Origin of the sequence: uncultured Campylobacter sp. (assembly GCF_937996225.1) — a bacterium.
GTDB lineage: Bacteria > Campylobacterota > Campylobacteria > Campylobacterales > Campylobacteraceae > Campylobacter_B.
The window spans coordinates 31,148-52,620 of record NZ_CALKTC010000047.1 but is presented as its reverse complement, the minus strand read 5'-3'; the positions used below and the strand labels follow the sequence as shown (position 1 = coordinate 52,620).

Genomic DNA, 21,473 nt, shown 5'->3' with positions numbered 1-21,473 from the left:
TAGCATTATTTTCTAGAAAATTTACCTCAAGGAGTTAAAGATGAAATATGTGCTAAGCGCCGTACTTGCGGCATTGTTTTTAGCAGGATGTGGCGAGGACGAAGTAGAGCTCGTGAAAAACTACACTCTGCCCGATTTTAAGTCTATGAGTATCGGCACGGCGATCGAGGGTTCGAAAATCTGCAAAAGTGTCACCTGGAGCAAAGAGGAAAACGGCGGATTAAAGACGGTTAAGATGGTCTGCGACTTGGATATGGAGCGCATGAAAGCAAAGATAGTGCAAGATAAAACCGAGAGCCTTAAATCTTATAAACAAAGAGCATTGGATACATCTTTAAATAATGCTATGATTTATTACAAAAGTAAGGTCTATGATGAGCAAGGTCTGCTTAAGCTAGCAAAGGAACACTGCAAACTCAATGAGGTAAAATTCCAAGAAACATTTAAAACTAAAGGTAAAATAGAATTCGACGATGAAGACAAGATAGTTGATTGTGACGATAAATTAAAAGGGGAATTTCAAAAAGAATATAGCGTTGATTATATTATAGAATATCTTAAGAGAGCCGTCTATTACTCGCAGCTAACAGTAGAGCAATATGATGCAGTTTTTGGACGCAAAAAAGTAGAGTATCCATCAAAAGCTGTTATTGAGATAAATTTTATCGTGAATGCCGATAAAAGCATAAGTTTGTCGGATAAATTTATGGTGACCGAAGATGTTGCCGATGATATTATTAAAACAAGTTCATTCACTGGTAAAAGGGTGGCAGAAGACGCCTTAGTAATTTTCTACGAAAGAAAGTAAGCACCTCATCTCGCGGCTAAATTTTATAAAATTTTAAAATTTAGCCGCTTTTTTGTATCAAAATTTCATTCAAGATTTTACGCGCGGTTTTAAATTTAAAGCACGATGCCTTCTCGTCGTCAAGGCTAAATTTAAATTTAGCCTTATTGCGGTGCGCGGGCTGAATTTACGCTGCGCGGAATTTGAAATTTTATTCGGGCACGGATAAGCGAACGAGCCGAGCTTGCGGTTTTAGATAAAATTCCGACCTTGTGCGGACTCTTACGAGATACAAAAGTACGGATTAAAATTCCTGTAAGCAGCGAAAGAGTAGACTATAGCCGAGAGCGCGAGACGGGAGAGGTTCGGTTAAAATTCCGACGAGCTAGCCAAAAAGCGGATTCCGCCCGCCGAAACTAGCGACTCGCCGTATTAACCAAAATTGGAAGTTTGTGCCTTTGGGTATAAGTTTCGGCGCCGTTTGCCGACGGAGTATCAACCGAAATCGGCGGTTTTTCCTCGCCGATCAAGCAGGCTTGCTACGGCGTTAATCAAACAGCGAGGGTTGCAGCGATTTGATCTTGTAGCTTGCGCGGTGAAAAGGCGTGAGCCCGTACTGCTCGATCGCCGCAATGTGTGTGCGCGAGCCGTAGCCTTTGTTTTGCGCGAAGCCGTATTGCGGGTAGCGCTGCGCGAGCTCATACATCGTGCGGTCGCGCGTGACCTTGGCAAGGATGCTCGCCGCGCTTACTTCGGCGATTTGCGCGTCGGCCTTTACGAGCGTCTGAAGCCCGCGCACGCCGAAGGTTGCGTTGCCGTCGTAGATGATCTGTCCGCTAAAACCCATAAAATACGCGAGAATCTGCTCAAGCGCCGATCTTAGACATGCGCTGAGTCCGATCTCATCGACCTGTGCGCTTGAAATTTCGACGATTTTGTAGCGCGAATTTTTGATGATCTGGGCGTAGAGCTCTTCACGGCGCTTTTCGCTTAACTTTTTGCTATCGGCAAGTCCTACGATCTCGCGCTGCAGCACGCAGCCAGCGACGCAAAGCGGTCCCGCAAGGCAGCCGCGTCCAGCCTCATCGATGCCGCAAATTTGCCCGCTCACTGCGCGTCCTTTCGTACGACGGGCACGGCTCCGCTTAGCAGGTCGTGTAAATTTAATCTATCTTTGCGAAAAAAGCAGATCAAAAGCCCCACGACGCTAAAGCCTGCAAACACGAAGCATGCAAAGCGAGCTAGCGCCCTAAAAAAGCTTACTTTGCGCCCGCTGCGAACGTCGATGAGATAAAGCCCCGCGAGCTTATAGCCCGGCGTCTGAGCGCTGCGGGCATAAAATGCCGCGCAAATCGCGCCGTATGCGAGCCAGATAAGTGCGATCGCGGCTTGGTTACGCCACAGAGCTTCTTTTGAGCCCAAGACGAGATAGGTAACGCCGTAGAATAGGGGCATCGCGATGATGAAAAGATCGACGATGAAGGCCTTTACGCGCAGAAAGATCGGCGAAATTTTAGCTTTTTGTTTTGCCATTTTACTCGGTTTTGGATTAAATTTTAAAATTTCGGCGCGATAAAGCCGAGAGAATAAAATTTAATCTCGTTGCGGTTTGTTAGCGACAATCGGCGCCTAGTTTCCGCGGCTGCCGGGCTTGATCGCCTTGCTTCCGGCGGCACAAAGCGGGCAGGTCGCGGGCTCGTAAATTTCAAACTCGAAATTGCCTAACGCAAAAAACGGCTTATCCGCAGGCAGTTTGGCGCCACCCTTTGCACTGCTGCCCGCTAAATTTGCGACCTTGCAAAATCCGCGATTGGCAAGCGCGGCAAAGCCCACGACCTCGCCGTCTAGGTTTTCGATGAGCCTTGCGCTCTCAAGAGCCGAGCCGCCCGTCGTGATGATATCGTCGCAGACGATAAATCTCTCGCCCTTATGCACTTCAAAGCCGCGGCGCAGGCTCATCACGCGATCTACGCGCTCGGTAAAGATGAAACGCTTTTTTGCCGCGCGAGCTAGCTCGTAGCCCGCTAAAATTCCGCCCAGCGCGGGCGAACAGACGCTATCAAACTCCACGCCCGCTTTTTCGATGATAGCGGCGAGTTCGTCTGCGAGCTGTCCCGCGAGCTGCGGATCCTCAAGTACTTTGGCGCTTTGCAGATAGAATTCCGAGTGGTTGCCGCTTGAAAGCAGAAAATGCCCTCGCAGATATGCGCCGCAGTCGCGATAGATTTTTTCTATATTCACAGCTCAGACCTTCAAAAGCTCGGCTTCTTTGGCCTTGACTGCGTCGTCGATCTTGCTTGAGTAAGAGTCGGTGATCTTTTGCACCTCGTCATAGCCCTTTTTGGCGTCGTCTTCGGAGATCGCTTTGTCTTTTTCGAGCTTTTTAATCTCGTCGTTGGCGTCTTTGCGGACGTTGCGAATGCTGATTTTTGCTTTCTCGCCCATCGCTTTAGCCTTTTTGGCGTTTTCTTGGCGCTGTTCGACGGTCATCGGCGGGAAAAAGAGCTTCACGCTCTCGCCGTCGTTAGTTGGGTTTACGCCGATATTTGCCGCTGCGATCGCGCTTTCGATCGCCTTTAGCATCGGCTTTTCCCACGGCGTGATCGAGATCGTAACCGCATCGGTCGAAAGGACGGTCGCGACCTGATTTAGCGGGGTTTGCGAGCCGTAATAATCCACGAAAATATGATCCAGGATCGCCACGCTCACCTTGCCGGTGCGTAGCGTCGTAAAGTCCTTTTTCAAAGCCTCGATAGCTCGATCGCCGTTTGCTCTTTGCTCTTTGTAGATAGCTTCTAGCATTCAAATCCTTTAAATAAAATTTGCGAAATTATAGCGTTAAAAAAATAAGAATAGCATTTAAAAGCGCGAATTTCGCGCTTTTAAATTTTAAAATTTAGAGTTTATTTGGTTGTGTTTTGATCTGCGGAAGCAGCGCTGGTATTGGTATCACTTGATGCTTGCGACCGAGTATGCGCACTAGCTGCGGTGGTACCGGTAGCAGGAACTGTGGGCGCTTCGATTTTCGTATCCGTCGCATTGGTCTCGCCGCTAATTATGGAATTTGATTCGGTGCTTGCCGGAGCGAAATTAGGCTTTGCGCCTGAAGCTGGGATGGATGGCACGCCAGGGACAGCGTTTGGCACGGATTTAGTAGCATTCGCTTCAATCTTTACGCGATCTACGACAGAAGATTTAGCATCTTGCTGATAGAAATACGCAAGCACAAGTGTATTTATCACGAATAAAATTCCCATTGCAGCGGTAAATTTAGCCAAAAACCCCGCAGGCCCCTTCGCACCAAATAAGCTTTCGTTGCTTCCGCTGTATGCGCCAAGCCCGATAGAAGAGCTCTTTTGCAACAGGACGGAGATCGTAATTATCACGGCGAAGACGACTTGTAAAACCAAAAATAACGTAGTCACTATAAAACCTTTTGAAAAAATTGAATTCGCGATTATAATAAAAGATTTATAAATTTTAAGTTAAGAGTGCACCGCACGAAGCGGTGCATAGAATTTAGTCTCTGCTTGCGCCGAAAATTCTTAGCAGCGAAAGGAAGAGGTTGTAGATGTTTAGATACATATCTACGGCAGCCATTATCGGTGAAGTGTAGGTGCCGTTTATAATATTTTTAGTATCGTAGATGATATACATCGAAAAGATTAAAGCCGAAAAAGCTGAAATTGCTATATCAAGCACGGTGCTTTTGAAAAAGAAGTAGTTCAAAAGGCTTAGCACGATAATAGCCACAAGCGATACCAATAGCGGTTTGCCCCAAGAGTCGAAATTTGTCTTTGTATTCATCGCATAAACGGTAAGAGTACCGAAAGTAATCGCCGTAGCCACAAACGCATGTGTTACCACATCTCCGGCACCCGCTGCGATATAAATAGTGATCAATTTACCTAGAGTAAGACCGGTAATAAAGGTAAATGCAAAAAGCAAAACCAGCGCAATCGTATTAGCACCGCGATTTACGGCTACTTGCATACCAAAAATTAGCCCCATTAAAAGCACTAGATATAAAAATGGATGAATAGCCAAGCTCACGCCGAAACTCATCGCCACAAAAGCCCCTGCCGCCGCAGCTATCATCGAAGCGGTTAGAAGCGCGTAGGTTTGTTTAATGGTCTGAGAGATTCGTCCTTGTTCCAGTGACGCGTCCGATAGCTCATAGCCGTCCGCGTAATTTCGTCTGTCGTATAGACTCATATTTTCTCCTTCTTTTGATTTATGAGCGGGGAGTTTAGCGAAAATTTGGTAAATATATAATTAAAAATTTCCGGAATTCTATCTATTTATGAAAGTAATATATAATTCCCGACTTTTTTAAGGAGAAAGTATGCCCAGCCAGTTAATAAATGGAGCTATTAAATTTATGGAAGAAAATTTTGCCGAGCATGCCGAGCTTTTCGGAAGTCTGGCAAATCATCAAAAGCCCCACACGCTTTTTATCGGCTGCTCCGACTCGCGAGTGGTGCCGAGCCTAATTACCTCGACGCTTCCAGGAGAGCTTTTCGTCGTACGAAATATTGCAAACGTCGTTCCTCCATACCGCATTAGCGAGGAATTTTTAGCGACTACCTCAGCGATTGAATACGCGCTGTATTCGCTAAAAATCAAAAATATCATCGTTTGCGGGCACAGCAACTGCGGCGGCTGCGCGGCGCTGTTTTACGACGCTAAAAAACTCGAAAAAATTCCAAACGTAAGGCGCTGGCTAAATTTAATGCAGCCTGTAAAAGACGAGGTCGAAAAGCTCAAAGATCTCGGCGCCGACAAGCGCGAGTGGATCACCGAGCGATTAAATATTATAAATTCCATGCAAAATTTACTTAGCTTTCCTGGCATCAAAGACGCCTATAAAAACGGCGAGATTAAAATTTACGGCTGGCACTACGTCATCGAAACGGGCGAGCTATTCAACTACGACGACGAAGGCGCGCATTTTACGCTATTAAATAAGGGAATGGATTATGAAAAAATCTATAATCAGCTTTTTAACGATTAGTCTTTTTAGCGCCGCTTTAGCGTTTGCAGACCTCAACACGACCGGCGAGGGAAGCTTTGTAGAGACAAATTCTTCCGCTCCAGAAGCAAATCTTACTTTAGAAAACAACAAAACCGAGATCAAAAAAGAAGTCGCTAAAATTCTATCCAAATCTCTCGGTGCAGAGGATGGCAACAAAACTGAAGTAATAAATATGATCGCAGAAAAGGTCGCTAAAACCGAGACTTCGCAGAAAAAAGCTCCTAATGGAGAGACGCTTATCTCTGTAATCAAAGAGATTAAAAAGCTAAATTTGCAGCGCAGCTCCCTGCTTAACGGCGGCGATGCCAACGCGAGCAAAAACGAGCTAGACGCCATCGATCGCAATAAAGCTAAGCTCTTTGATCGCTTACCTTTCGCGATTACGCAGCAGGATATGGATATCGAAAGCATAATGTCGTATGCACAAAATAAAAAGAATATCCAAACTACGCTAAAAAAATACGCTAAAAAGCAGAGCTCTCCCGAATACGTAAATGCAAGCGCAGATTTAGAAAAAATGGAAATGGCGGAGATCTTTTATACCTCGCTTATGAAAATTGAGGATATGTTTGTAAACGGCGCAAGCAGAAGCGCGCTTGAAAGTGAGCTGAGTAGCACGCTACTAAATATCCAAACTAGGGATTTTAGCAAACTTAATGATTTGAAAAATAATCTAAGCAGTCAAGAGCAGATAGACGCCTTAGAGTCTAAAATCAACGATTTGAAAAACGATAAGCAGACCTACGACGAGGTGCTTACGTATCTGTCGCGAAATAGCGATCTACTCGCAAGCAGCGTGGTTTTTACGAGCTTAAATTTTAAGTCGGTGATCGATTATATCAACGATAAAATTCCGTTTAAGCTCAGCCACGTAAATTTCGGCAAGCTCATTTTGATCACGTTGATTACGCTATTTTTCTACTCGCTTCGCAGACTGCTTGCCAACATCATCTATTTCGTATTTAAATTCTTTAATAAAAGCTTTTCGCTGGATAGCGAAACTCTAAAAACGCAAGTAGTGGGCATTATCAAGCGTCCGATGGGTATTTTGCTGATCGCTTATTCGGTCGATATCTGTCTTAGTATATTTTATTATCCGGCGCCCGTGCCAATAAAATTTGCAAATTTATTCTCGATCGTTTACGTGGTACTTTGGGCATGGCTCATCATCGAGATCATCGACGGTTACGGCATTGTCGTGCTTGGAAACATCACGAAAAAAGGCGTCAGAAAAGATATCATAAATCTAGTCGTTAAAATTCTATATATCATCGTAATCATCATCGCCGCACTTTTGGTGCTAAAGCGTCTGGGCTTTGACATCTCGGCGCTTATGGCATCACTTGGAATCGGCGGACTTGCGATCGCATTTGCGACCAAGGACATCATCGCAAATTTCTTCTCATCCGTGATGCTATTATTTGATAACTCGTTCTCGCAAGGTGATTGGGTTGTATTAGGCGACATAGAGGGAAACGTCGTAGAAACGGGCTTTAGAAAGACGACGATTAGAACCTTTGACAACGCTCTTGTTTTTGTGCCGAATTCCAACATAATGGCGCAAAATATCAAAAACTGGAGCCGCAGGAAGGTAGGACGGAATTTAAAGCTTACCGTGGGCGTCGAATACGGCGCGAGCACGGCTCAACTGCGAAAGTGCGTAAACGACATCAAAGAGATGCTAAAATCTCACCCGGGTATCGCTCAGTCTGCCGATACGGCGCTAAATTCCAAAGATTTTCGTATGCGCTATAGACAAAATATGGTCTCTATCGACGATTTAGCGGGCTATAAAAGCACTATGTTCGTGGCGTTAGATAGCTTTGGCGATTCGTCTATTAATATTTTAGTTTACTGCTTCACAAAAACCGTAATATGGGCAAATTTTATCCAAACTAAAGAGGATGTTTTATTTAAAATAATGGAGATCGTGGAGCAAAACGGGCTATCGTTTGCCTTCCCATCACAGAGCGTTTATATCGAAAATATCCCGGAAATAGCAAGTGAATGCGTAAAATCAAAAGTAAATTCCAACGACAAAGGAGAGCAAAATGGCTGATTTCGATGACTTCGAAGACGAAGAGTTCGATGAGGACGAATACGAGGACGATGATTTAATCGGAGGCGACGAGAGTTACAACTACAACTACGACGAGGATGATTACAGCTACGAAGACGACGATGGTTTTAACGATTATAGCGATTTGGACAGCGAGGATTATTAGTGTTTAGATCCAGGGCGCTGCCTTTTGATCCGCGCACGAATAAAATCGCGAGCTTGCAGAGTTTGAAATTTCACCACGGCGGGCTTTGCGAGGACTACGTCTCTGCCTTAAATCGAGATATAGCGGACACGCCGATACAAAACGCAGATCTTTTTACGATCATCACGCAGTCGTTCAAGGAGGTGCGCGGCGAGGAGTGCAATTTTTCGCAAATTTCAAAGCTTTATAAAATTTGCCTAGGTTTTAGCCGTATTTTTAACAACGCCTCTGAAATTTACAACCACGATTTTTACTTCGACTGTATCGCGCAGCCAAGTGAGCCTAGCGGCGAGCTCGCGGACGCTTTAACGCAGGCTTTCGGCGGGATGGAAAATTTTAAAAGCGAGTTTTTAAAGCGCGCGCTGGGGCTTTTCGGTAGCGGCTGGTGCTGGCTCGTGTGCGACGAGCGCAGCACGAATTTAGAAATCATCACGACGCAAAATGCGGACACACTGATCGCACGCGGCAAAATTCCACTGCTTGCCTGCGATCTTTGGGAGCACGCCTATTATGTCGATCATCAAAATGCGCGCAAATCCTACGTGGAGAGCTTCTTGCGTTTTGCGGACTTCGGTTTTGCAAGCGACGCCTACTTCCAGGCGAAAAAGCAAGGGCTTGACTCCGTGAAGCTCTACATTAGTGAGCTTCATCCCGTCGCCTCTTCGCGCTGCGATTGTGGCTGCTGCGGATCAATTCGGACTTTTGCCGAGTAAACTTTAGCGCTGCGGATTTTCGGTTCTCTATGCCCGCCGCGCGCTAAATTTCAAATGGGTATGTCTTTCAATGCCTGTATTTTGCCGCACGAATACTGAGCTATACGGCCTGTAGTGCTCTGAGAGCGCCCCCGGCTTGCCGCGCTCTAAATTTACGTAAATTTTATTTTGAACCCATTTGGCGTCCACGGATTAAAATTTAAGATTTTTAATTTGAAGTTTGCTTAACTATAGTTCACCGCTCGTTACGCGCCAAATTCCGAGTGCTTCTCCTTTTCAGCGCTTATATCTTGTGCGCAAATACCGCGTTGCACAGACCTTATGTGAAATTTCGCTTTATCTAGCTCTGCTTTCTTAAAATTTCCACCGCTCGCGTATTGAAATTTAACGTTACGAGCGAATATCTCGCAAAATTTTAAAGTTGCAAATAAAGCCCATTAAATTTTCATACCGAGATAGGTAGCCCATTCTTTGCCTCCGCAATTATACGGAGGGAAGCGACTCTTTCTGCCCCCTGCCTTGCTCGCCCACACCATGCTCGTAAAATTTTGTTTAGCAAAGCGGGTAGCAAATTTTAAAATATCAGCCAGCTAAAATTTACCGTGCTAAAGGCAAGGTTGCAGTAGATTTGAAATTCGCGCCTGAATAGTACAGCTTGCGAACCGTGGGATAAATTTAGCGAAAATCGATCGTCGAATTTTAACCTTTCGGCGGTTGAAATTTCAGTGCCGTTTCGGCTTGAAATTTCGCTTTAAATTTTAAAAATTTGCACCGTGCCAAAGTTGCTCGTTACGCGGAAAAGACAAGCCGTATCGAAAGCCAAGCTATGCCGCGTCAGGCGATACATGCGCGCTATGTGTGCCAAAATACAGCGCGTGGAATTTTAACCGCATCAGCTCAAATTGCGCAGCGAGCTGTACCGTATGAGCCCTGTCCGAAAACGTCAAGCCGTATTCGTGCGCCCCATAAAGCCGCTCGGCGTAGAATTTTACTCGTCCAAAACGCAACACGCTGCTTCACAAATACAAAGCCCCATCATTTAAAGACGGCACTTGACGGCGCGGTATGTATAGCCGAAAACAGATGCGTAAGGCCACGCTCGCTTAAAATTCAAAGACATACTCAATAAAATTTAAAACCGTGAGCACTCGAAGCGCAAAGTCGCGTCTGTTTAAAGTGCGGAGCCGCGTCCTAATCAAAATTTGTCCGAGACGTGAAGCCGCGCTCAATCGAAACGCGAAGTCATGTCTATTTAAAGTGTAGAGCTGCGCCTAATCAAATTTACAATTGCGCTCGCTCAAGGCACGAAACCGTTCCGCTCAAAAATATTACGCCTACAAAATACAAAACCGCACTTACTCAAAATTTTAAACCTTTTTAAAATTCCAAATCCGCTTAAAATTTTAAAATTTAGTCCGCTTTACTCTCTTGCGAGCCCGTTTTTATCGGATTTATCGCTGATTAGTTTGCCGCTTTCGTCGTATTTTTTGGCGCGCACGAGCCTGCCACGCTCAAACTCGCCCTCGGCTTCGAGCTTGCCGTCTGCGTAGTAGTGCTTCACCGTGCCCATCTCCAGGCCATCCTTGAACGTCACTCTAGCCTTGAGTGCGCCGTTTTCGTGGTATGTTTCGTATAGCCCGTGTTTGCGCCCGTCTCTGAACATTACCTTCGCCGCAAGCGCGCCGCTTGCGTAGTATTGCTTACTCGTGCCCGTTTGTTTGCCGCGCTCAAACTCGTATTCGCCCTGCAACGCGCCGCCCCTGTAGTATTCGCGTACGGCGCCGTCGCGCTCGCCGTCTTTGAAATTTTCGACTACGCGCGTCTTGCCGTCCTCATAAAATAACTTCCAAACGCCCTGTTTGCGGTCATCCTTGTATGCGCCCGTCTGCTTTAGCGCGCCGCTTGCGTGATACCATCTCTCTACGCCTTGTCGTTTATCGTTTTTATAGTTTCGTTCCCCGCGCACTTTGCCGCTTTTGTAATAATCCACGTCCTTGCTGTTTCGCAGCCCGCCCTTATACAGATGGCGCGCGCTTACTTCGCCGCTTTCGTAGTAGTCGGTGAAAACGCCCTCGCGCCTATCCGCTTTATACGAGCCCTGCTGCTTTAGCTTGCCGCTTCCTTGATAATACAGCTTGTAAAAACCCTCGCGCTTGCCGGCTTTGTATTCGCTCTGCGATCTCAGCTCGCCGCCGTCTGCGTAGTAGCTCTTCGCGACGCCGTCGTACAGGCCGTTTTTTAGCGGATATTCGTTTGAGGGCTTATCTCTGCCGTCAAAGTAATCGCGCTGAAGCACCGCGGTGCCGTCCTTTACGTCGATCTCTCTGATAAGTGTCGGCGGCAGCGGCTTTGCTCTGGGGTAGACGACGCCCATAAAATTTACGTCGTAGAGATCCTCGGCGCTGTAGTGCAGCACCTTGAGCGTCCCGCTGTAGGGCTTGTCCGCTACGAAATACAGGCCGTTTTTCAGGACCGGCTCGGGCTGCATTACGATTTTTGGCTCCAGGGCTTGCGCGCCCAGCGCCAAAAACGGAAGCAGGAGCTTTAATGTGCTTATATTTAAAAATTTCACAACTTTAGCCTTATATTTTATAAATTACTGCCAATTAAAGTTATTTTGAATTAATTTTTATTCTTTTGCTTTATCAAATCAATCAACCATTCTGGTAGTTGCTTCATTTTGGTTATAATTCCATCACAGTCTATAAATTTATCAGAGCTTTTTGATTTATCTAAAAAATCACTTGGATTTTTAGAAATAATATTAATTGTGGAAGCCATTAATTCTTTTAGTAATTCCGGATTAGTTTCATTTAGATTAGATATTTGCTCTTTATAGCTAGCATAGGAACTCGCAACCGCAACCTTATGAGCATATTCTTGTTCTAACCTCATGGCTTCTTTACGTCTATTTGAGCAAAAGATGGCAAGCCAGACAAAAGGTAAAGCCATGGTTATTTTTGAAAAAAATCCAAAAATCATAATGTAAATTTTATCACCAGGTATTATGGATACATTATAAGTTTTATTTACTCCGTCTTGTATTTGGGATAGTTCTGTAATTACTGCGCTAATATCCTTATTTAAAATTTCATTTACACCAATAAAAGTCCATATGGCAACAGCAGCTATCGCAATTATGCTTAAAATAAACCCAATATCCCACCTTCTAATAGTTTTGCTAATTGCATCTCCTTGTTGCTTATATGAAGATGATAAGCTTGCATTTGTAGCCTTTTCATTTAAATCTTTAATGATTTTATCGTATTCATCGAAGCGTTGTTTCATGGTATTTTCATATTCATATAAATTTTCAAACATACTATCAAGTTTTTGCTCCAGGCCTCCACTGCGAACATTATCATTTAGTTCACCGAAAATCTTTATATGAAATTTTCCTATTTCTTCTAATTTTTGCGAATTTTCGATAATTTTTTCTTTAGTTACTTCCAGATCCTGGGTTATCTTATTTCTTGCATTTTCTATTTCTTGCTGTATTGATATATCTTTATTTTCTTGTTTAACTACCAAATTGGTTCTAAAATTTTCTATCTCATTAAAGTATCCATAAATTTTATCTTTTTGTTGTAGAAATTCGTCATTAGCAATGCTAAATTTTTGTATAGTACTTTCGGTATTCGCTATTTTATTTTTTATTTCATCCAATTTTAAATCGTTTAGCGATGTCTTTATGGCCTCATTGTATCCCGCAATCATCTCCATAATGGTTGATTCTGCTTGATCTTTTGGAATATATATGGTTGAATATCTAGCTAATATTGTTAAAGCGTTGTCGATAATGGCAGTCAAATGCCACATACTTCTATCCCAATTGACAAAGCAGTTTTGAAAATCTCCGAAAAAGGCATTCGGCAGTAGATTTTCATCCAATAAATTTACATAGTTTTCTATATAAATTAACGCTTCTTTATTTCTGGCGAATTCCTGGGTTTCGTTTTCTGGTATAGGTTTAATATCTAATGTATTAACCGCTTCTTTTAACTGCTCAAAACTATTTAAAGAATTACTGATTTTTGACATTTATTTTCCTTGTGATAATTAGTTATACCTAAGATTTTAGCACCATTTTAATTATACATTTCTTTTAGGCCCTATACAAACTTAATAAATTTGCCAAATTTAAGTCATTTTTAATATATTCGCAACGATCGTCCACTCGCGCACGAGCCTCTCAAAGCTAAAATTTGCGTTTGCGGGGCTCGTGGATGGCAGCTTGATCGGCTCTTTGCCGGTTGCGTTTAAAATTTGAGTTTTTAGGTATTTTTCACAGATTTCATGCGCCTTGCCGCCGTTTGCGAATACCTGCGCGATACGCGCGCCGCTAAAGATCGGCTTTAAATTTGCAGGCTCGACGGCGGTCATTTTGGCGTCGCTCGAGCCCTTTATCTCGCAGCAGATCGCCGCGTCGTAGATGGCGATGCCGCGGGCGAGCAGGAATTTTATCTTTTCATCCGTGCTCGCAGGCGGCGGCGCGTTTAAAATTTGCGCCAGCACCCGCCAGAAGCGATTTTGCGGATTTGCGTAGTAAAAGCCAAATTTACGAGAAACGACGGAGGGAAAGGAGCCGAGGATTAAAATTTTAGAATTTTTATCAAAAATCGGCTTAAAAGGGTGGGTTTGGCTCATTTTACGCCTGCTTTGTATTCGCCGAAAACGCCCGCCGGAGCGCCATAAATTTATCTTTCATTTTCACTTTATCTCTCGCAAATACCCGAATTTCGCCTGTGAAGCAGCTTGGAGCTGAAGTTGCGCGGCGACAAAGATTTGGCGCACTCGCTGTATAGCGTCGCGCAGTAAAATTTATAATGAGCCTGCCGCGACGCGCGATTTGGGTCTAAATTTTAGCTTTTGCAAATCCTAAACCGAGCTTTCGCGGCTAAATTTTAGGTACCGAGATTACGCGCACGAGCTCGCCTTTTTTGAGCTCTTTGACCTCTAGCGGCGCGACGAGCAGGACGCTATCGTCGTCTAAATTGTTCAAAATCGCGCTGGAGCCTTGCTTTTTGCTTTGTAGGCTAACAAAAAGCCGCCCGTCTCTGTTTTGCAAGACGGCGGGCATAAACTCCAGCCACGACGTCTTTTTTACGTAGTCGTGATCTAAGATCGCGCTAAATTCCGTGTTTTCGCGCACGCCGAAGGATCTTTGCAAATATACGCGTAGAAACAAAATGCACGTAATGAGCGCCGAGAGAGGGAAGCCCGGGAATGCGAAGATATATTTTTCGCCGGTTTTGGCTACGCGCACGTGGCGGCCCGGTTTGATCGCCGCACCCTTTACGATGAGCTCAAATTTTGATTGTAGCGTGCTTTGCACGAAGTCGTAGTCTCCGACGCTCACTCCGCCGCTAGTTAGAAGTATGTCGGCGCTTTGTAAAGCCGATAGGATCGCGCCTTCCAGCTCTTTTTCGTCATCGCGTACTAGGGGCATTATCATCGCTTCGCAGCCTAGCTGCGTTACTAAATTTGCAAGCGCGATGTGGTTGGAGCTGTAAATTTGAGCGTCGTTTTCGAGCCTTTCGCCGAGGTCCTTGATCTCGCTGCCGGTGGCTAGGATTGCTACTTTTGGGCGGACGAATACGCTTATGTGAAATAGCCCTAGCTCGGCTAGCAGCGCGATCTGCGAAAAGCCGAGCTTCGTGCCACTTCTAAGCAAAAGCTCGCCCTCGCGGTAGCTCTCGCCCGCCGCGCGCACGGCAAAGCCTGCGGAAACGGGCTTTGTGACGATAATACCGCCTGCTTGTACCTGCACGTTTTCGATCGGCAGAAGCGTGTCGCTACCCTCGCACATGAGCCCGCCGGTGAAGGTTTTGACGCACTCACCCGCCTTTGCCACGGCGCCAGGCATCTTGCCTGCAGGCGTCGTGCCGACGATCTTAAATTTAGCCCCCTCGCTTAGATCCGCGCCCTTTAGCGCGTAGCCGTCCATTGCGGCGGTCGGGCGGCGCGGAGTGCTAAAGGGCGCCGCGACATCGCCTGCCAAAATACGCCCCAGCGCCTGCGTGATCGCGACTTTTTCGATGCGCGAGGACTTTTGCACCGTGTTTGCGAAGCGCTCCATCGCGCTTTCAAATTTTTCAAATTCCATCATTTGCCTCCTACGATTTTATAAATTTGATCTTCATTTATCAATTTAGAGTTAAATTTCACAACGAGTTCGCCATCGGTCTCGTAAATTTCAATAATGCCCTTTACGCCCTGTAGTGCGGAAAAATCGCCGCCTTTAGGAAAGTATAAATTCTTAAAAAGTTTTGGATCGCTCAGCCTAGAAAGTAGCACAAGCCAGATCACACCCAAAACCGCGACGCCAATGCCTAGCGCTTCGATGCCGATTTTGCCAAAAAGTGCGCCACCGCATAGCCCACCCAAAAAACTGCCAAAAAATCCAAAAGAATTAAAAATTCCAAGCGCGGCGCCTTTTTGAGCGACTTTGGCAAATTTGGACGCAAGGCTTTGCATAATGGGCTCATGCGCGTTAAATCCCACGAAAAAGAGCATCACGCCCACCACGAAAGCGCTCGCCCCGCTAGCAAACGCAAAAATCAAATACGAAGCGATGAAAAAGCAAATGCCGATAAGTAGAATTTGCTTAGCTAGTGCGCGCTTTTCACCTAAAGCGCCACTCGCACCCATCGCAGTAAAGCCGAATATCGCGCCTAGAGCATAAATTTTAGTCAAATCACTTTTGAAAAGTCCGAATTTTTGCACGAGCAAAATTGGAATTAGAAAAAACGCTGCCGTCATGAAAGCCTTTTGAAAAAAATTCGTTAAATTCATAAGCATTAAATTTTTATCGCTCAAAAGTGAGCCCAGCGGGACCTTTTGACGCAGGGAGCGGATATGCGGTTCGGTAGGTACTACGAAAAAAAGCAGCACCAAACATAAAAGCGTAAGTGCTGAACTTAGATGAAATAGGCTGGCAAGTCCAAATTTGGCGCTTAAAAGCGGACTTAAAATCATTGCTACGCCAAAGCTCACGCCTATCATCGCGCCCATTACCGCCATCGCCTTACCGCGCTCTTCCTCTCGCGTAAAATCGCTAATTAGTGCGGTAGCTACGGCTCCTACAGCACCGCAGCCTTGCAAAAAGCGCCCAAAAATCATCGTATAAATACTCTCACTCGCCGCGCAAACGCAAGCGCCCACGATAAAAAGCGCCAGTCCTATCGCAAGAGTTTTTTTACGTCCGATCTTATCGCTTAACACTCCAAATGGCGTTTGCAAAATCACTTGCATAATCGCATAAATTCCAAAAAGTAGCCCCACTAAGCTTTCGTTTGCGCCGCGTAAGCTCAACGCATACAGGCTAAGCACGGGCAGCAAAATAAATAATCCAAAAAACCTCGTAGCGATGATAAAACTAAGCGGAAGGACGCTTTTTAGCATAATCTTAGACCTCAAATAACATGAAATTTGCGCCGATTATAGCCAAAAATCGTAACGAATTCTTTGATTTTGGGTAAAATGGCGGCTTAAATTTAAGGAGCGAGGATGAAAATTTTACTTGCGACGAGCAACAAAAATAAAGTAAAAGAGATAAAAGAATTTTTCACGGAATACGACGTGTGCGCGCTCGGCGAGGTGCTGGATCCTTTTGAGATCGACGAGTGCGGCACGAGCTTCAAACAAAACGCGCTTATCAAAGTTCGCGCAGTGCATGAGGCGCTAAAAAGTAAAAATTTGCAGAGCGAATTTTTTGTGCTAAGCGATGATAGCGGTATCTGCGTGGACGCGCTGGGCGGGGCCCCGGGGATATTTTCGGCGCGCTTTAGTGGAGCGGGCGCAACGGATGCAAGCAATCGCGAGAAATTAGCAAGCGAGCTAGAAGCTTTAAATTTAGATTCCTCGCCCGCGCATTACACGGCGGCGATCGCGCTAAAATGCGATCTGGGCGAGTTTTGCACGCACGGCTTCATGCACGGCACGGCGATCTGCGAAGAGCGCGGTCACAACGGCTTCGGATACGATTTTATGTTTATTCCGCGTGGGTTTGACCGCACAATCGGAGAGCTGCCCGCTGAGGTGAAATTTAAAATTTCGCACCGTACGAAGGGGCTGGCGCTGATACAAATTTTATTGAAAAATTTAGAAAAACAGATGCGACTTGCTAAATTTCATTAAATTTAAAGCCGTAAAAAGCGTAATTTAAGAAAAAATATATATAATACGCTTTTTATTCAATCCACGAAAATCTACGGAGCGTAGCGCAGGCTGGTAGCGCATCTGGTTTGGGACCAGAGGGTCGAAGGTTCGAATCCTTTCGCTCCGACCATTGTGGTGAGTTTAGCTCAGTAGGTTAGAGCATCAGATTGTGGTCCTGAGGGTCGTGGGTTCGATTCCCACAACTCACCCCACTTTATGCGCTCGTAGCTCAATTGGATAGAGCAACAGACTTCGGATCTGTAGGTTGAAGGTTCGACTCCTTTCGAGCGTACCACTGATTTGATATTTTGCGCTCATAGCTCAGTTGGATAGAGCAACGGCCTTCTAAGCCGTAGGCCAGAGGTTCGAATCCTCTTGGGCGTACCATATTAAGCTCATATTAAGAGCTTTTTGGCTAATATGCGCTTTCTTTTTTGCGGATGTGGTGAAATTGGCAGACACACCAGACTTAGGATCTGGCGCCTCACGGCATGAAGGTTCAAGTCCTTTCATCCGCACCATCCATTCTACGCGTTCCGGATTAGCTCAGCGGTAGAGTAGGCGGCTGTTAACCGCTTGGTCGCTGGTTCGAATCCAGCATCCGGAGCCATATATACTCAAAAATTCCTTTAGACCCCTGATTTTATCGATGTTTAAAGAGCTTTAAGTTTTCTTAGTTTTATAAAAATTTGTTCCAGAAATTTTTTAATATTCTAATTTCTCGTTATGCTTTCTAAGCAATCTAGAATACCTTTTATAAAATTTAAAATTCTCATTTTGTAAATAAATTTGATAAAATTTAGCCATTTCTTGATTATAATCAATTTTTTTGCCTAAATAAAATCTTAAAATTACCAACTAAATTTTTTATAAAGGATTTCTATGAGCGACAATCTAGAGATGTTCTGTCATCAGTGCCAAATGAGCGCGCCCGAGGGCTGCGGCGCCAAGGGCCAAGACCGCGGTACCTGTGGCAAAAATTCCACATTAAGCCTGCTTCAAGACACTATGGTTTTCGGGCTTAAAGGCCTTAGCGCCTACCGCCACCACGCGTATGAGCTCGGCGCCGATACTAGCGCGGTCGATACCGTTATGGGCGACACGCTGTATTTCACGCTGACGAACTCAAATTTTAACTTTGACGAGCATATCGCGCAGCTAATGGCTGTCGGAAGCGCGGGCGTGCAGATGATGGATATTTTAAGCGAGGCGCATACCGCAAAATTCGGCGTACCAACCCCGGTTAAAGTTAGCCAAAACAAGGTCGAGGGCAAGGCGATTTTGGTTAGCGGCCACAACCTGCACGCTCTTGAGGCGCTACTAAAAGCGACCGAGGGCAAGGGCATCAACATCTACACCCACTCCGAGATGCTTCCTGCGCACGGCTATCCGCAGCTTCGCAAGTATCCGCATCTAAAGGGCAACGTCGGCAAGGCGTGGTTCGATCAGACCAAGCTTTTTAACGAATTTAAGGGCGCGATTTTGATGACCACCAACTGCATCGTGCCGCTTCGCTCGTCCTGTAGCTACGCAGACAGGCTGTTTGGCTACTCTATCGCGGGCACCGACGGCATCAAACATATCCAAAACGACGATTTTACGCCGCTCATCGAGTGTGCGCTTGCGTGCGGCGACGTGAGCATGGACAGCGACGAGAGTTTGGTGACGGGCGGACACTATAAGACGATTTTGAGCCTCGCGCCGCAAATTTTAGACGCGATCAAATCGGGCAAAATCCGCCGCTTTTTCGTCATCGCAGGCTGCGACGCGCCGGGCAAGGGACGCGAGTATTACCGCGAGCTAGCGCTTAGCCTGCCGAAGGACTGCGTGATTTTGACCTCCAGCTGCGGCAAATTCCGCTTCAACGACGTGGATTTCGGAAACGTGCCAGACACCGAGCTTCCGCGCTATATCGACCTTGGCCAGTGCAACGACAGCAACGGCGCGGTTAAGATCGCCCTGGCGCTCAGCGAGGCTACGGGCATCGCCGTAAACGACCTGCCGGTCTCGATCGTGCTGATGTGGATGGAGCAAAAGGCGGTCATCATCCTGCTTGCGCTGTTTAGCCTAGGCGTTAAGAATATCAACGTGGGTCCTACGGTGCCTGAGTTTTTCAACGACGAAATTTTGGGCTTTTTGGTGCAAAATTTCGGCCTTCGCCTAATCAGCGGCGACGCGCAGGCAGATCTGAAATACTTCCTAGGCGAATAAATTTTATAGCGAGGCAAATCGGGTAAATTTAAAATTCGGCAAAGCTCCGATTTTAAATTTACCCTTTATACGCCGCTTTTAACGAAGCTAGCGATCCGCTCCGCGGCTATTTTGCGCCGACGCTCATATTTAAATTTCACGAGTATACATTCCTTCTTGTTTTAAATTTTAAAATTTCATAATCTCACTAAATGCTTCGCAGAAGTTAATCAAACGGCTTTAAATTTGCGCCGTTAAATTCCAAAATACTCACGATTATGCAAGCGGTGACGAGTGATATATTGTGAAAAATACGCCTAGCAAAGCACTCGTCTTATAGCTTTGCCACATAATTAAGGTCGTGCGGCATCGCGTAGAAGTCTTTGCGCCGCAGACTCTTTAGGTCGGAACGATTTGAGCGATTCGGACGCTTCACATAAATGATTTACGATATCTCCTACTTTTTCGTCCGTCGTACCAAGACGCGCCCGGTCGCCGAGTCTGCAGGCTTTTTCGTAATAGAGTGCCGCTTCCTGCATTTCCTCTATACCGATTTGATACTCTGCATACAATCCGCAAGCCGCCCATTCTCCGCCTATGCCATCGCATCCCTTTTTATAAAGCTGCGCGGCTTGCGCCATATTTTGTTTGGTGCCCTTTCCCTCTTGATACATCATACCAAGTTGCAAGCAACTTACTTTATGCTTGCCTGTGCAAGCTTTGCCTAGGAATTCTGCAGCCTTGTCTAGATCAATCTCAGGCGTCAGATTATCTGATCGCTCGGCTTCTTTCAGATATGATGCGGCGGCGGAGGCGCAGGAGTCGGCGCGTCCTGCTTCGCAGACGATTTCATATATTTTAGTTTCCAAACCGCCGAACGCCGCATAGCCCAACAGCACTAAAGCTAAAATCATCTTTTTCATTACAACTCCTCTATAAATTTAAAATCACCTCAGCGGGTGGCTTTTTCGCAAGATTTTTGCAGTATCTTGTTAGAATCGACACTTATGATTTTTTTGCCTAATTTGCACGCCTTGTCGTAGTATCTCATCGCCGCTCTTTGATCGTCGCTCTCTATATTAGAGGCGTATATCGCGCAAGATACCCAGTTCCCCTCAGAATCGCAAGATATTCTATACTCTTCGGCGATTTTCGCTTTAATTACGTCCTGCACAGCCCTTAAATTTTGCGCTTCAAGCTCAGCAGGTCTGCTGCAAAATTGCTTTATCCCATCGTTAAATGCGGGGTTATTTTGCAATGCGGGATCCGAGATATTTTTGCCAAGCTCGCAGGCCTTTTTATAGTATTTCGCCGCTTCTTTATTATCCTTTCCCTCCATAAATAAGGCAAATAACCCGCAAGCGAGTATATCGCCCTTGCTATCGCAATCTTTCTTGTGTTGCTCGGACGCCTTTGCTAAATTCGCGTTATCGCCGTCCATAACAGCCGCCAAAGTGCAGCTCTCTTTATCGCCCATATCGCATGCCTTTTTAAAGAACTCGAGAGCTTTTTTATCATCTTTTGTTACCTCTTTTCCTTCAAAATAAAACCCTCCTAATCCAAAGCAGCCACGAGCATAGCCGCCGTCGCACGCTTTTTTATAAAATTTAAAGGCTTTTGCCAAATCTTGCTTTACACCGAGATCGCCTAATACAGGGATATTTTCATATATCATACCGAGAGTAGCGCAGGCTTCCTCATACTTCACGGTTCCATTTTCATTCGTGAAATCTTTACCGCTTTCGCAGACCTTTACCAATGTATTTATTTGCTCATCCGTAAGCTCTTTTACCTCTTCGGCAAACATAAAATAGCTTAAAAAAGCCAAAGCTAAAATGATTTTTTTCATTTCTTCCTCCTTAAAATTTTTCGTATTATTTCACTTTTCGTTGTCAGATATTGTCATTTAATGGCATTAAATTTTATTGCTCTATTTGTTTTTAAAAATTTAGCCGAAAGTATACCTCCTCCTTAATAAGCGCAAAAATATACGATTGCCATGTTTTACAGCCTGCGTACGGCAATCGCATCAATATCTAATTTTCAATCTATGACTTACTGGCGCTATGAAATTTTATAGCGCCTAATACCGACGAGCTCTTGATATACTCAAAAATTCTAAAATTTTTAAGAGTCGATGTGCGAAATTTAAAAAGCTAGTTTTTAAAGTAAAATTATTTTAAAAACTTAATTTATAATTTAAGCTTTTATAAGCCGCGAAAATCTTAGCTCTATTTAAAAATAGAAAAATAAAATTTCGCTCTATAACTTAAAATTTCGTTTTAAGGCCGAAAAATTCGCAATTTTTAATGCTAAAATTCCAT

20 protein-coding genes and 6 tRNA genes are annotated in these 21,473 nt (G+C 45.2%); 13 read left to right on the top strand and 13 right to left on the bottom strand.

The genetic code is table 11. The features are described from left to right. Positions 1 to 40 precede the first annotated feature (40 nt). Positions 41 to 808: a hypothetical protein gene (locus Q0174_RS05840; RefSeq protein WP_298042298.1), complete on the top strand. Its 768-nt coding sequence runs from the start codon at positions 41 to 43 to the stop codon at positions 806 to 808. Positions 809 to 1,334: 526 nt separating this feature from the next. Here Q0174_RS05840 and Q0174_RS05835 read toward each other — a convergent pair. The 6 genes from Q0174_RS05835 to Q0174_RS05810 form a co-directional block, all read right to left on the bottom strand. Continuing rightward, positions 1,335 to 1,898, bottom strand: a complete 564-nt coding sequence (locus Q0174_RS05835) for a ribonuclease HII (RefSeq protein WP_298042297.1) — start codon at positions 1,896 to 1,898, stop codon at positions 1,335 to 1,337. Further along, entirely contained in the window at positions 1,895 to 2,320 is a 426-nt protein-coding gene (locus Q0174_RS05830; RefSeq protein WP_298042295.1) for an RDD family protein, read from the bottom strand. Before Q0174_RS05830 ends, Q0174_RS05835 begins: the two co-directional genes overlap by 4 nt. A 96-nt stretch (positions 2,321 to 2,416) precedes the next feature. Further along, positions 2,417 to 3,028 (bottom strand): orotate phosphoribosyltransferase, encoded by a 612-nt coding sequence (pyrE, locus tag Q0174_RS05825; protein WP_298042292.1) that lies wholly within the window; start codon positions 3,026 to 3,028, stop codon positions 2,417 to 2,419. A gap of 3 nt (positions 3,029 to 3,031) precedes the next feature. Further along, positions 3,032 to 3,589, bottom strand: coding sequence for a ribosome recycling factor (gene frr / locus Q0174_RS05820; protein ID WP_298042289.1), 558 nt, complete (start codon positions 3,587 to 3,589; stop codon positions 3,032 to 3,034). Between the two features lie 101 nt (positions 3,590 to 3,690). After that, positions 3,691 to 4,212: a preprotein translocase subunit SecG gene (gene secG, locus Q0174_RS05815; protein ID WP_298042287.1), complete on the bottom strand. Its 522-nt coding sequence runs from the start codon at positions 4,210 to 4,212 to the stop codon at positions 3,691 to 3,693. Positions 4,213 to 4,306: 94 nt separating this feature from the next. Next, on the bottom strand, positions 4,307 to 5,002 hold the full coding sequence (locus tag Q0174_RS05810; RefSeq protein ID WP_298042284.1) for a Bax inhibitor-1/YccA family protein: 696 nt from the start codon (positions 5,000 to 5,002) through the stop codon (positions 4,307 to 4,309). 130 nt (positions 5,003 to 5,132) lie between these two features. Between Q0174_RS05810 and Q0174_RS05805 the strand changes: the two genes are divergently transcribed. The 4 genes from Q0174_RS05805 to Q0174_RS05790 are packed head-to-tail and all read left to right on the top strand — an operon-like array spanning position 5,133 to position 8,799. Next, a complete protein-coding gene (locus Q0174_RS05805) occupies positions 5,133 to 5,801 on the top strand; it encodes a carbonic anhydrase (RefSeq protein WP_297948409.1) in 669 nt (222 codons plus the stop codon). Continuing rightward, entirely contained in the window at positions 5,767 to 7,881 is a 2,115-nt protein-coding gene (locus Q0174_RS05800) for a mechanosensitive ion channel family protein (protein WP_298042281.1), read from the top strand. Before Q0174_RS05805 ends, Q0174_RS05800 begins: the two co-directional genes overlap by 35 nt. Beyond that, complete coding sequence (locus Q0174_RS05795) at positions 7,874 to 8,047, top strand: hypothetical protein (RefSeq protein WP_005870938.1); 174 nt, start codon at positions 7,874 to 7,876, stop codon at positions 8,045 to 8,047. The genes Q0174_RS05800 and Q0174_RS05795 overlap by 8 nt, the downstream gene beginning before the upstream one ends. Next, complete coding sequence (locus tag Q0174_RS05790) at positions 8,047 to 8,799, top strand: superoxide dismutase (RefSeq protein ID WP_298042279.1); 753 nt, start codon at positions 8,047 to 8,049, stop codon at positions 8,797 to 8,799. The genes Q0174_RS05795 and Q0174_RS05790 overlap by 1 nt, the downstream gene beginning before the upstream one ends. Before the next feature lie 1,420 nt (positions 8,800 to 10,219). Here the strand turns inward: Q0174_RS05790 and Q0174_RS05785 are convergent. The 5 genes from Q0174_RS05785 to Q0174_RS05765 form a co-directional block, all read right to left on the bottom strand. Then, a complete protein-coding gene (locus tag Q0174_RS05785) occupies positions 10,220 to 11,371 on the bottom strand; it encodes a toxin-antitoxin system YwqK family antitoxin (protein WP_298042276.1) in 1,152 nt (383 codons plus the stop codon). Positions 11,372 to 11,421: 50 nt separating this feature from the next. Beyond that, complete coding sequence (locus Q0174_RS05780) at positions 11,422 to 12,840, bottom strand: hypothetical protein (RefSeq protein WP_298042274.1); 1,419 nt, start codon at positions 12,838 to 12,840, stop codon at positions 11,422 to 11,424. Positions 12,841 to 12,939: 99 nt separating this feature from the next. After that, on the bottom strand, positions 12,940 to 13,446 hold the full coding sequence (locus tag Q0174_RS05775; RefSeq protein WP_298042272.1) for a DNA-deoxyinosine glycosylase: 507 nt from the start codon (positions 13,444 to 13,446) through the stop codon (positions 12,940 to 12,942). A gap of 250 nt (positions 13,447 to 13,696) precedes the next feature. After that, positions 13,697 to 14,908, bottom strand: a complete 1,212-nt coding sequence (locus tag Q0174_RS05770) for a molybdopterin molybdotransferase MoeA (RefSeq protein ID WP_298042269.1) — start codon at positions 14,906 to 14,908, stop codon at positions 13,697 to 13,699. Continuing rightward, on the bottom strand, positions 14,905 to 16,203 hold the full coding sequence (locus tag Q0174_RS05765; RefSeq protein WP_298042266.1) for an MFS transporter: 1,299 nt from the start codon (positions 16,201 to 16,203) through the stop codon (positions 14,905 to 14,907). Before Q0174_RS05765 ends, Q0174_RS05770 begins: the two co-directional genes overlap by 4 nt. A gap of 105 nt (positions 16,204 to 16,308) precedes the next feature. Here Q0174_RS05765 and Q0174_RS05760 point away from each other — a divergent pair, with 105 nt between their 5' ends. The 8 genes from Q0174_RS05760 to hcp all read left to right on the top strand — a co-directional run bounded on the left by Q0174_RS05760 (position 16,309) and on the right by hcp (position 19,170). After that, on the top strand, positions 16,309 to 16,938 hold the full coding sequence (locus Q0174_RS05760; protein ID WP_298042263.1) for a non-canonical purine NTP pyrophosphatase: 630 nt from the start codon (positions 16,309 to 16,311) through the stop codon (positions 16,936 to 16,938). Between the two features lie 74 nt (positions 16,939 to 17,012). Beyond that, a tRNA-Pro gene (locus Q0174_RS05755) sits at positions 17,013 to 17,089 on the top strand. A 5-nt stretch (positions 17,090 to 17,094) separates the two neighbouring features. Continuing rightward, a tRNA-His gene (locus Q0174_RS05750) sits at positions 17,095 to 17,171 on the top strand. 6 nt (positions 17,172 to 17,177) lie between these two features. Further along, positions 17,178 to 17,254, top strand: a tRNA-Arg gene (locus Q0174_RS05745). A gap of 15 nt (positions 17,255 to 17,269) precedes the next feature. Further along, a tRNA-Arg gene (locus tag Q0174_RS05740) sits at positions 17,270 to 17,346 on the top strand. Positions 17,347 to 17,395: 49 nt separating this feature from the next. Continuing rightward, positions 17,396 to 17,480, top strand: a tRNA-Leu gene (locus tag Q0174_RS05735). A gap of 14 nt (positions 17,481 to 17,494) precedes the next feature. Beyond that, positions 17,495 to 17,569: transfer RNA gene (locus Q0174_RS05730), tRNA-Asn, on the top strand. 272 nt (positions 17,570 to 17,841) lie between these two features. Beyond that, a complete protein-coding gene (gene hcp / locus Q0174_RS05725; RefSeq protein WP_298042261.1) occupies positions 17,842 to 19,170 on the top strand; it encodes a hydroxylamine reductase in 1,329 nt (442 codons plus the stop codon). Between the two features lie 332 nt (positions 19,171 to 19,502). Here the strand turns inward: hcp and Q0174_RS05720 are convergent, their stop codons facing one another. Together Q0174_RS05720 and Q0174_RS05715 are read right to left on the bottom strand one after the other, a co-directional pair. Continuing rightward, the gene (locus tag Q0174_RS05720; RefSeq protein ID WP_298042260.1) at positions 19,503 to 20,072 is read right to left on the bottom strand and encodes a hypothetical protein; all 570 of its coding nucleotides are present in this window, start codon (positions 20,070 to 20,072) and stop codon (positions 19,503 to 19,505) included. Positions 20,073 to 20,101: 29 nt separating this feature from the next. Then, positions 20,102 to 20,998, bottom strand: a complete 897-nt coding sequence (locus Q0174_RS05715; RefSeq protein ID WP_298042258.1) for a tetratricopeptide repeat protein — start codon at positions 20,996 to 20,998, stop codon at positions 20,102 to 20,104. Positions 20,999 to 21,473: the final 475 nt, after the last annotated feature.

Excerpts from the sequence above, each read along its gene's own strand:
- Q0174_RS05840 (WP_298042298.1), top strand. The coding sequence starts at position 41 with ATGAAATATGTGCTAAGCGCCGTACTTGCGGCATTGTTTTTAGCAGGA.
- Q0174_RS05830 (WP_298042295.1), bottom strand. The coding sequence starts at position 2,320 with ATGGCAAAACAAAAAGCTAAAATTTCGCCGATCTTTCTGCGCGTAAAG.
- frr (WP_298042289.1), bottom strand. The coding sequence starts at position 3,589 with ATGCTAGAAGCTATCTACAAAGAGCAAAGAGCAAACGGCGATCGAGCT.
- Q0174_RS05810 (WP_298042284.1), bottom strand. The coding sequence starts at position 5,002 with ATGAGTCTATACGACAGACGAAATTACGCGGACGGCTATGAGCTATCG.
- Q0174_RS05805 (WP_297948409.1), top strand. The coding sequence starts at position 5,133 with ATGCCCAGCCAGTTAATAAATGGAGCTATTAAATTTATGGAAGAAAAT.
- Q0174_RS05800 (WP_298042281.1), top strand. The coding sequence starts at position 5,767 with ATGAAAAAATCTATAATCAGCTTTTTAACGATTAGTCTTTTTAGCGCC.
- Q0174_RS05795 (WP_005870938.1), top strand. The coding sequence starts at position 7,874 with ATGGCTGATTTCGATGACTTCGAAGACGAAGAGTTCGATGAGGACGAA.
- Q0174_RS05780 (WP_298042274.1), bottom strand. The coding sequence starts at position 12,840 with ATGTCAAAAATCAGTAATTCTTTAAATAGTTTTGAGCAGTTAAAAGAA.
- Q0174_RS05775 (WP_298042272.1), bottom strand. The coding sequence starts at position 13,446 with ATGAGCCAAACCCACCCTTTTAAGCCGATTTTTGATAAAAATTCTAAA.
- Q0174_RS05770 (WP_298042269.1), bottom strand. The coding sequence starts at position 14,908 with ATGATGGAATTTGAAAAATTTGAAAGCGCGATGGAGCGCTTCGCAAAC.
- Q0174_RS05765 (WP_298042266.1), bottom strand. The coding sequence starts at position 16,203 with ATGCTAAAAAGCGTCCTTCCGCTTAGTTTTATCATCGCTACGAGGTTT.
- Q0174_RS05760 (WP_298042263.1), top strand. The coding sequence starts at position 16,309 with ATGAAAATTTTACTTGCGACGAGCAACAAAAATAAAGTAAAAGAGATA.
- hcp (WP_298042261.1), top strand. The coding sequence starts at position 17,842 with ATGAGCGACAATCTAGAGATGTTCTGTCATCAGTGCCAAATGAGCGCG.
- Q0174_RS05720 (WP_298042260.1), bottom strand. The coding sequence starts at position 20,072 with ATGAAAAAGATGATTTTAGCTTTAGTGCTGTTGGGCTATGCGGCGTTC.
- Q0174_RS05715 (WP_298042258.1), bottom strand. The coding sequence starts at position 20,998 with ATGAAAAAAATCATTTTAGCTTTGGCTTTTTTAAGCTATTTTATGTTT.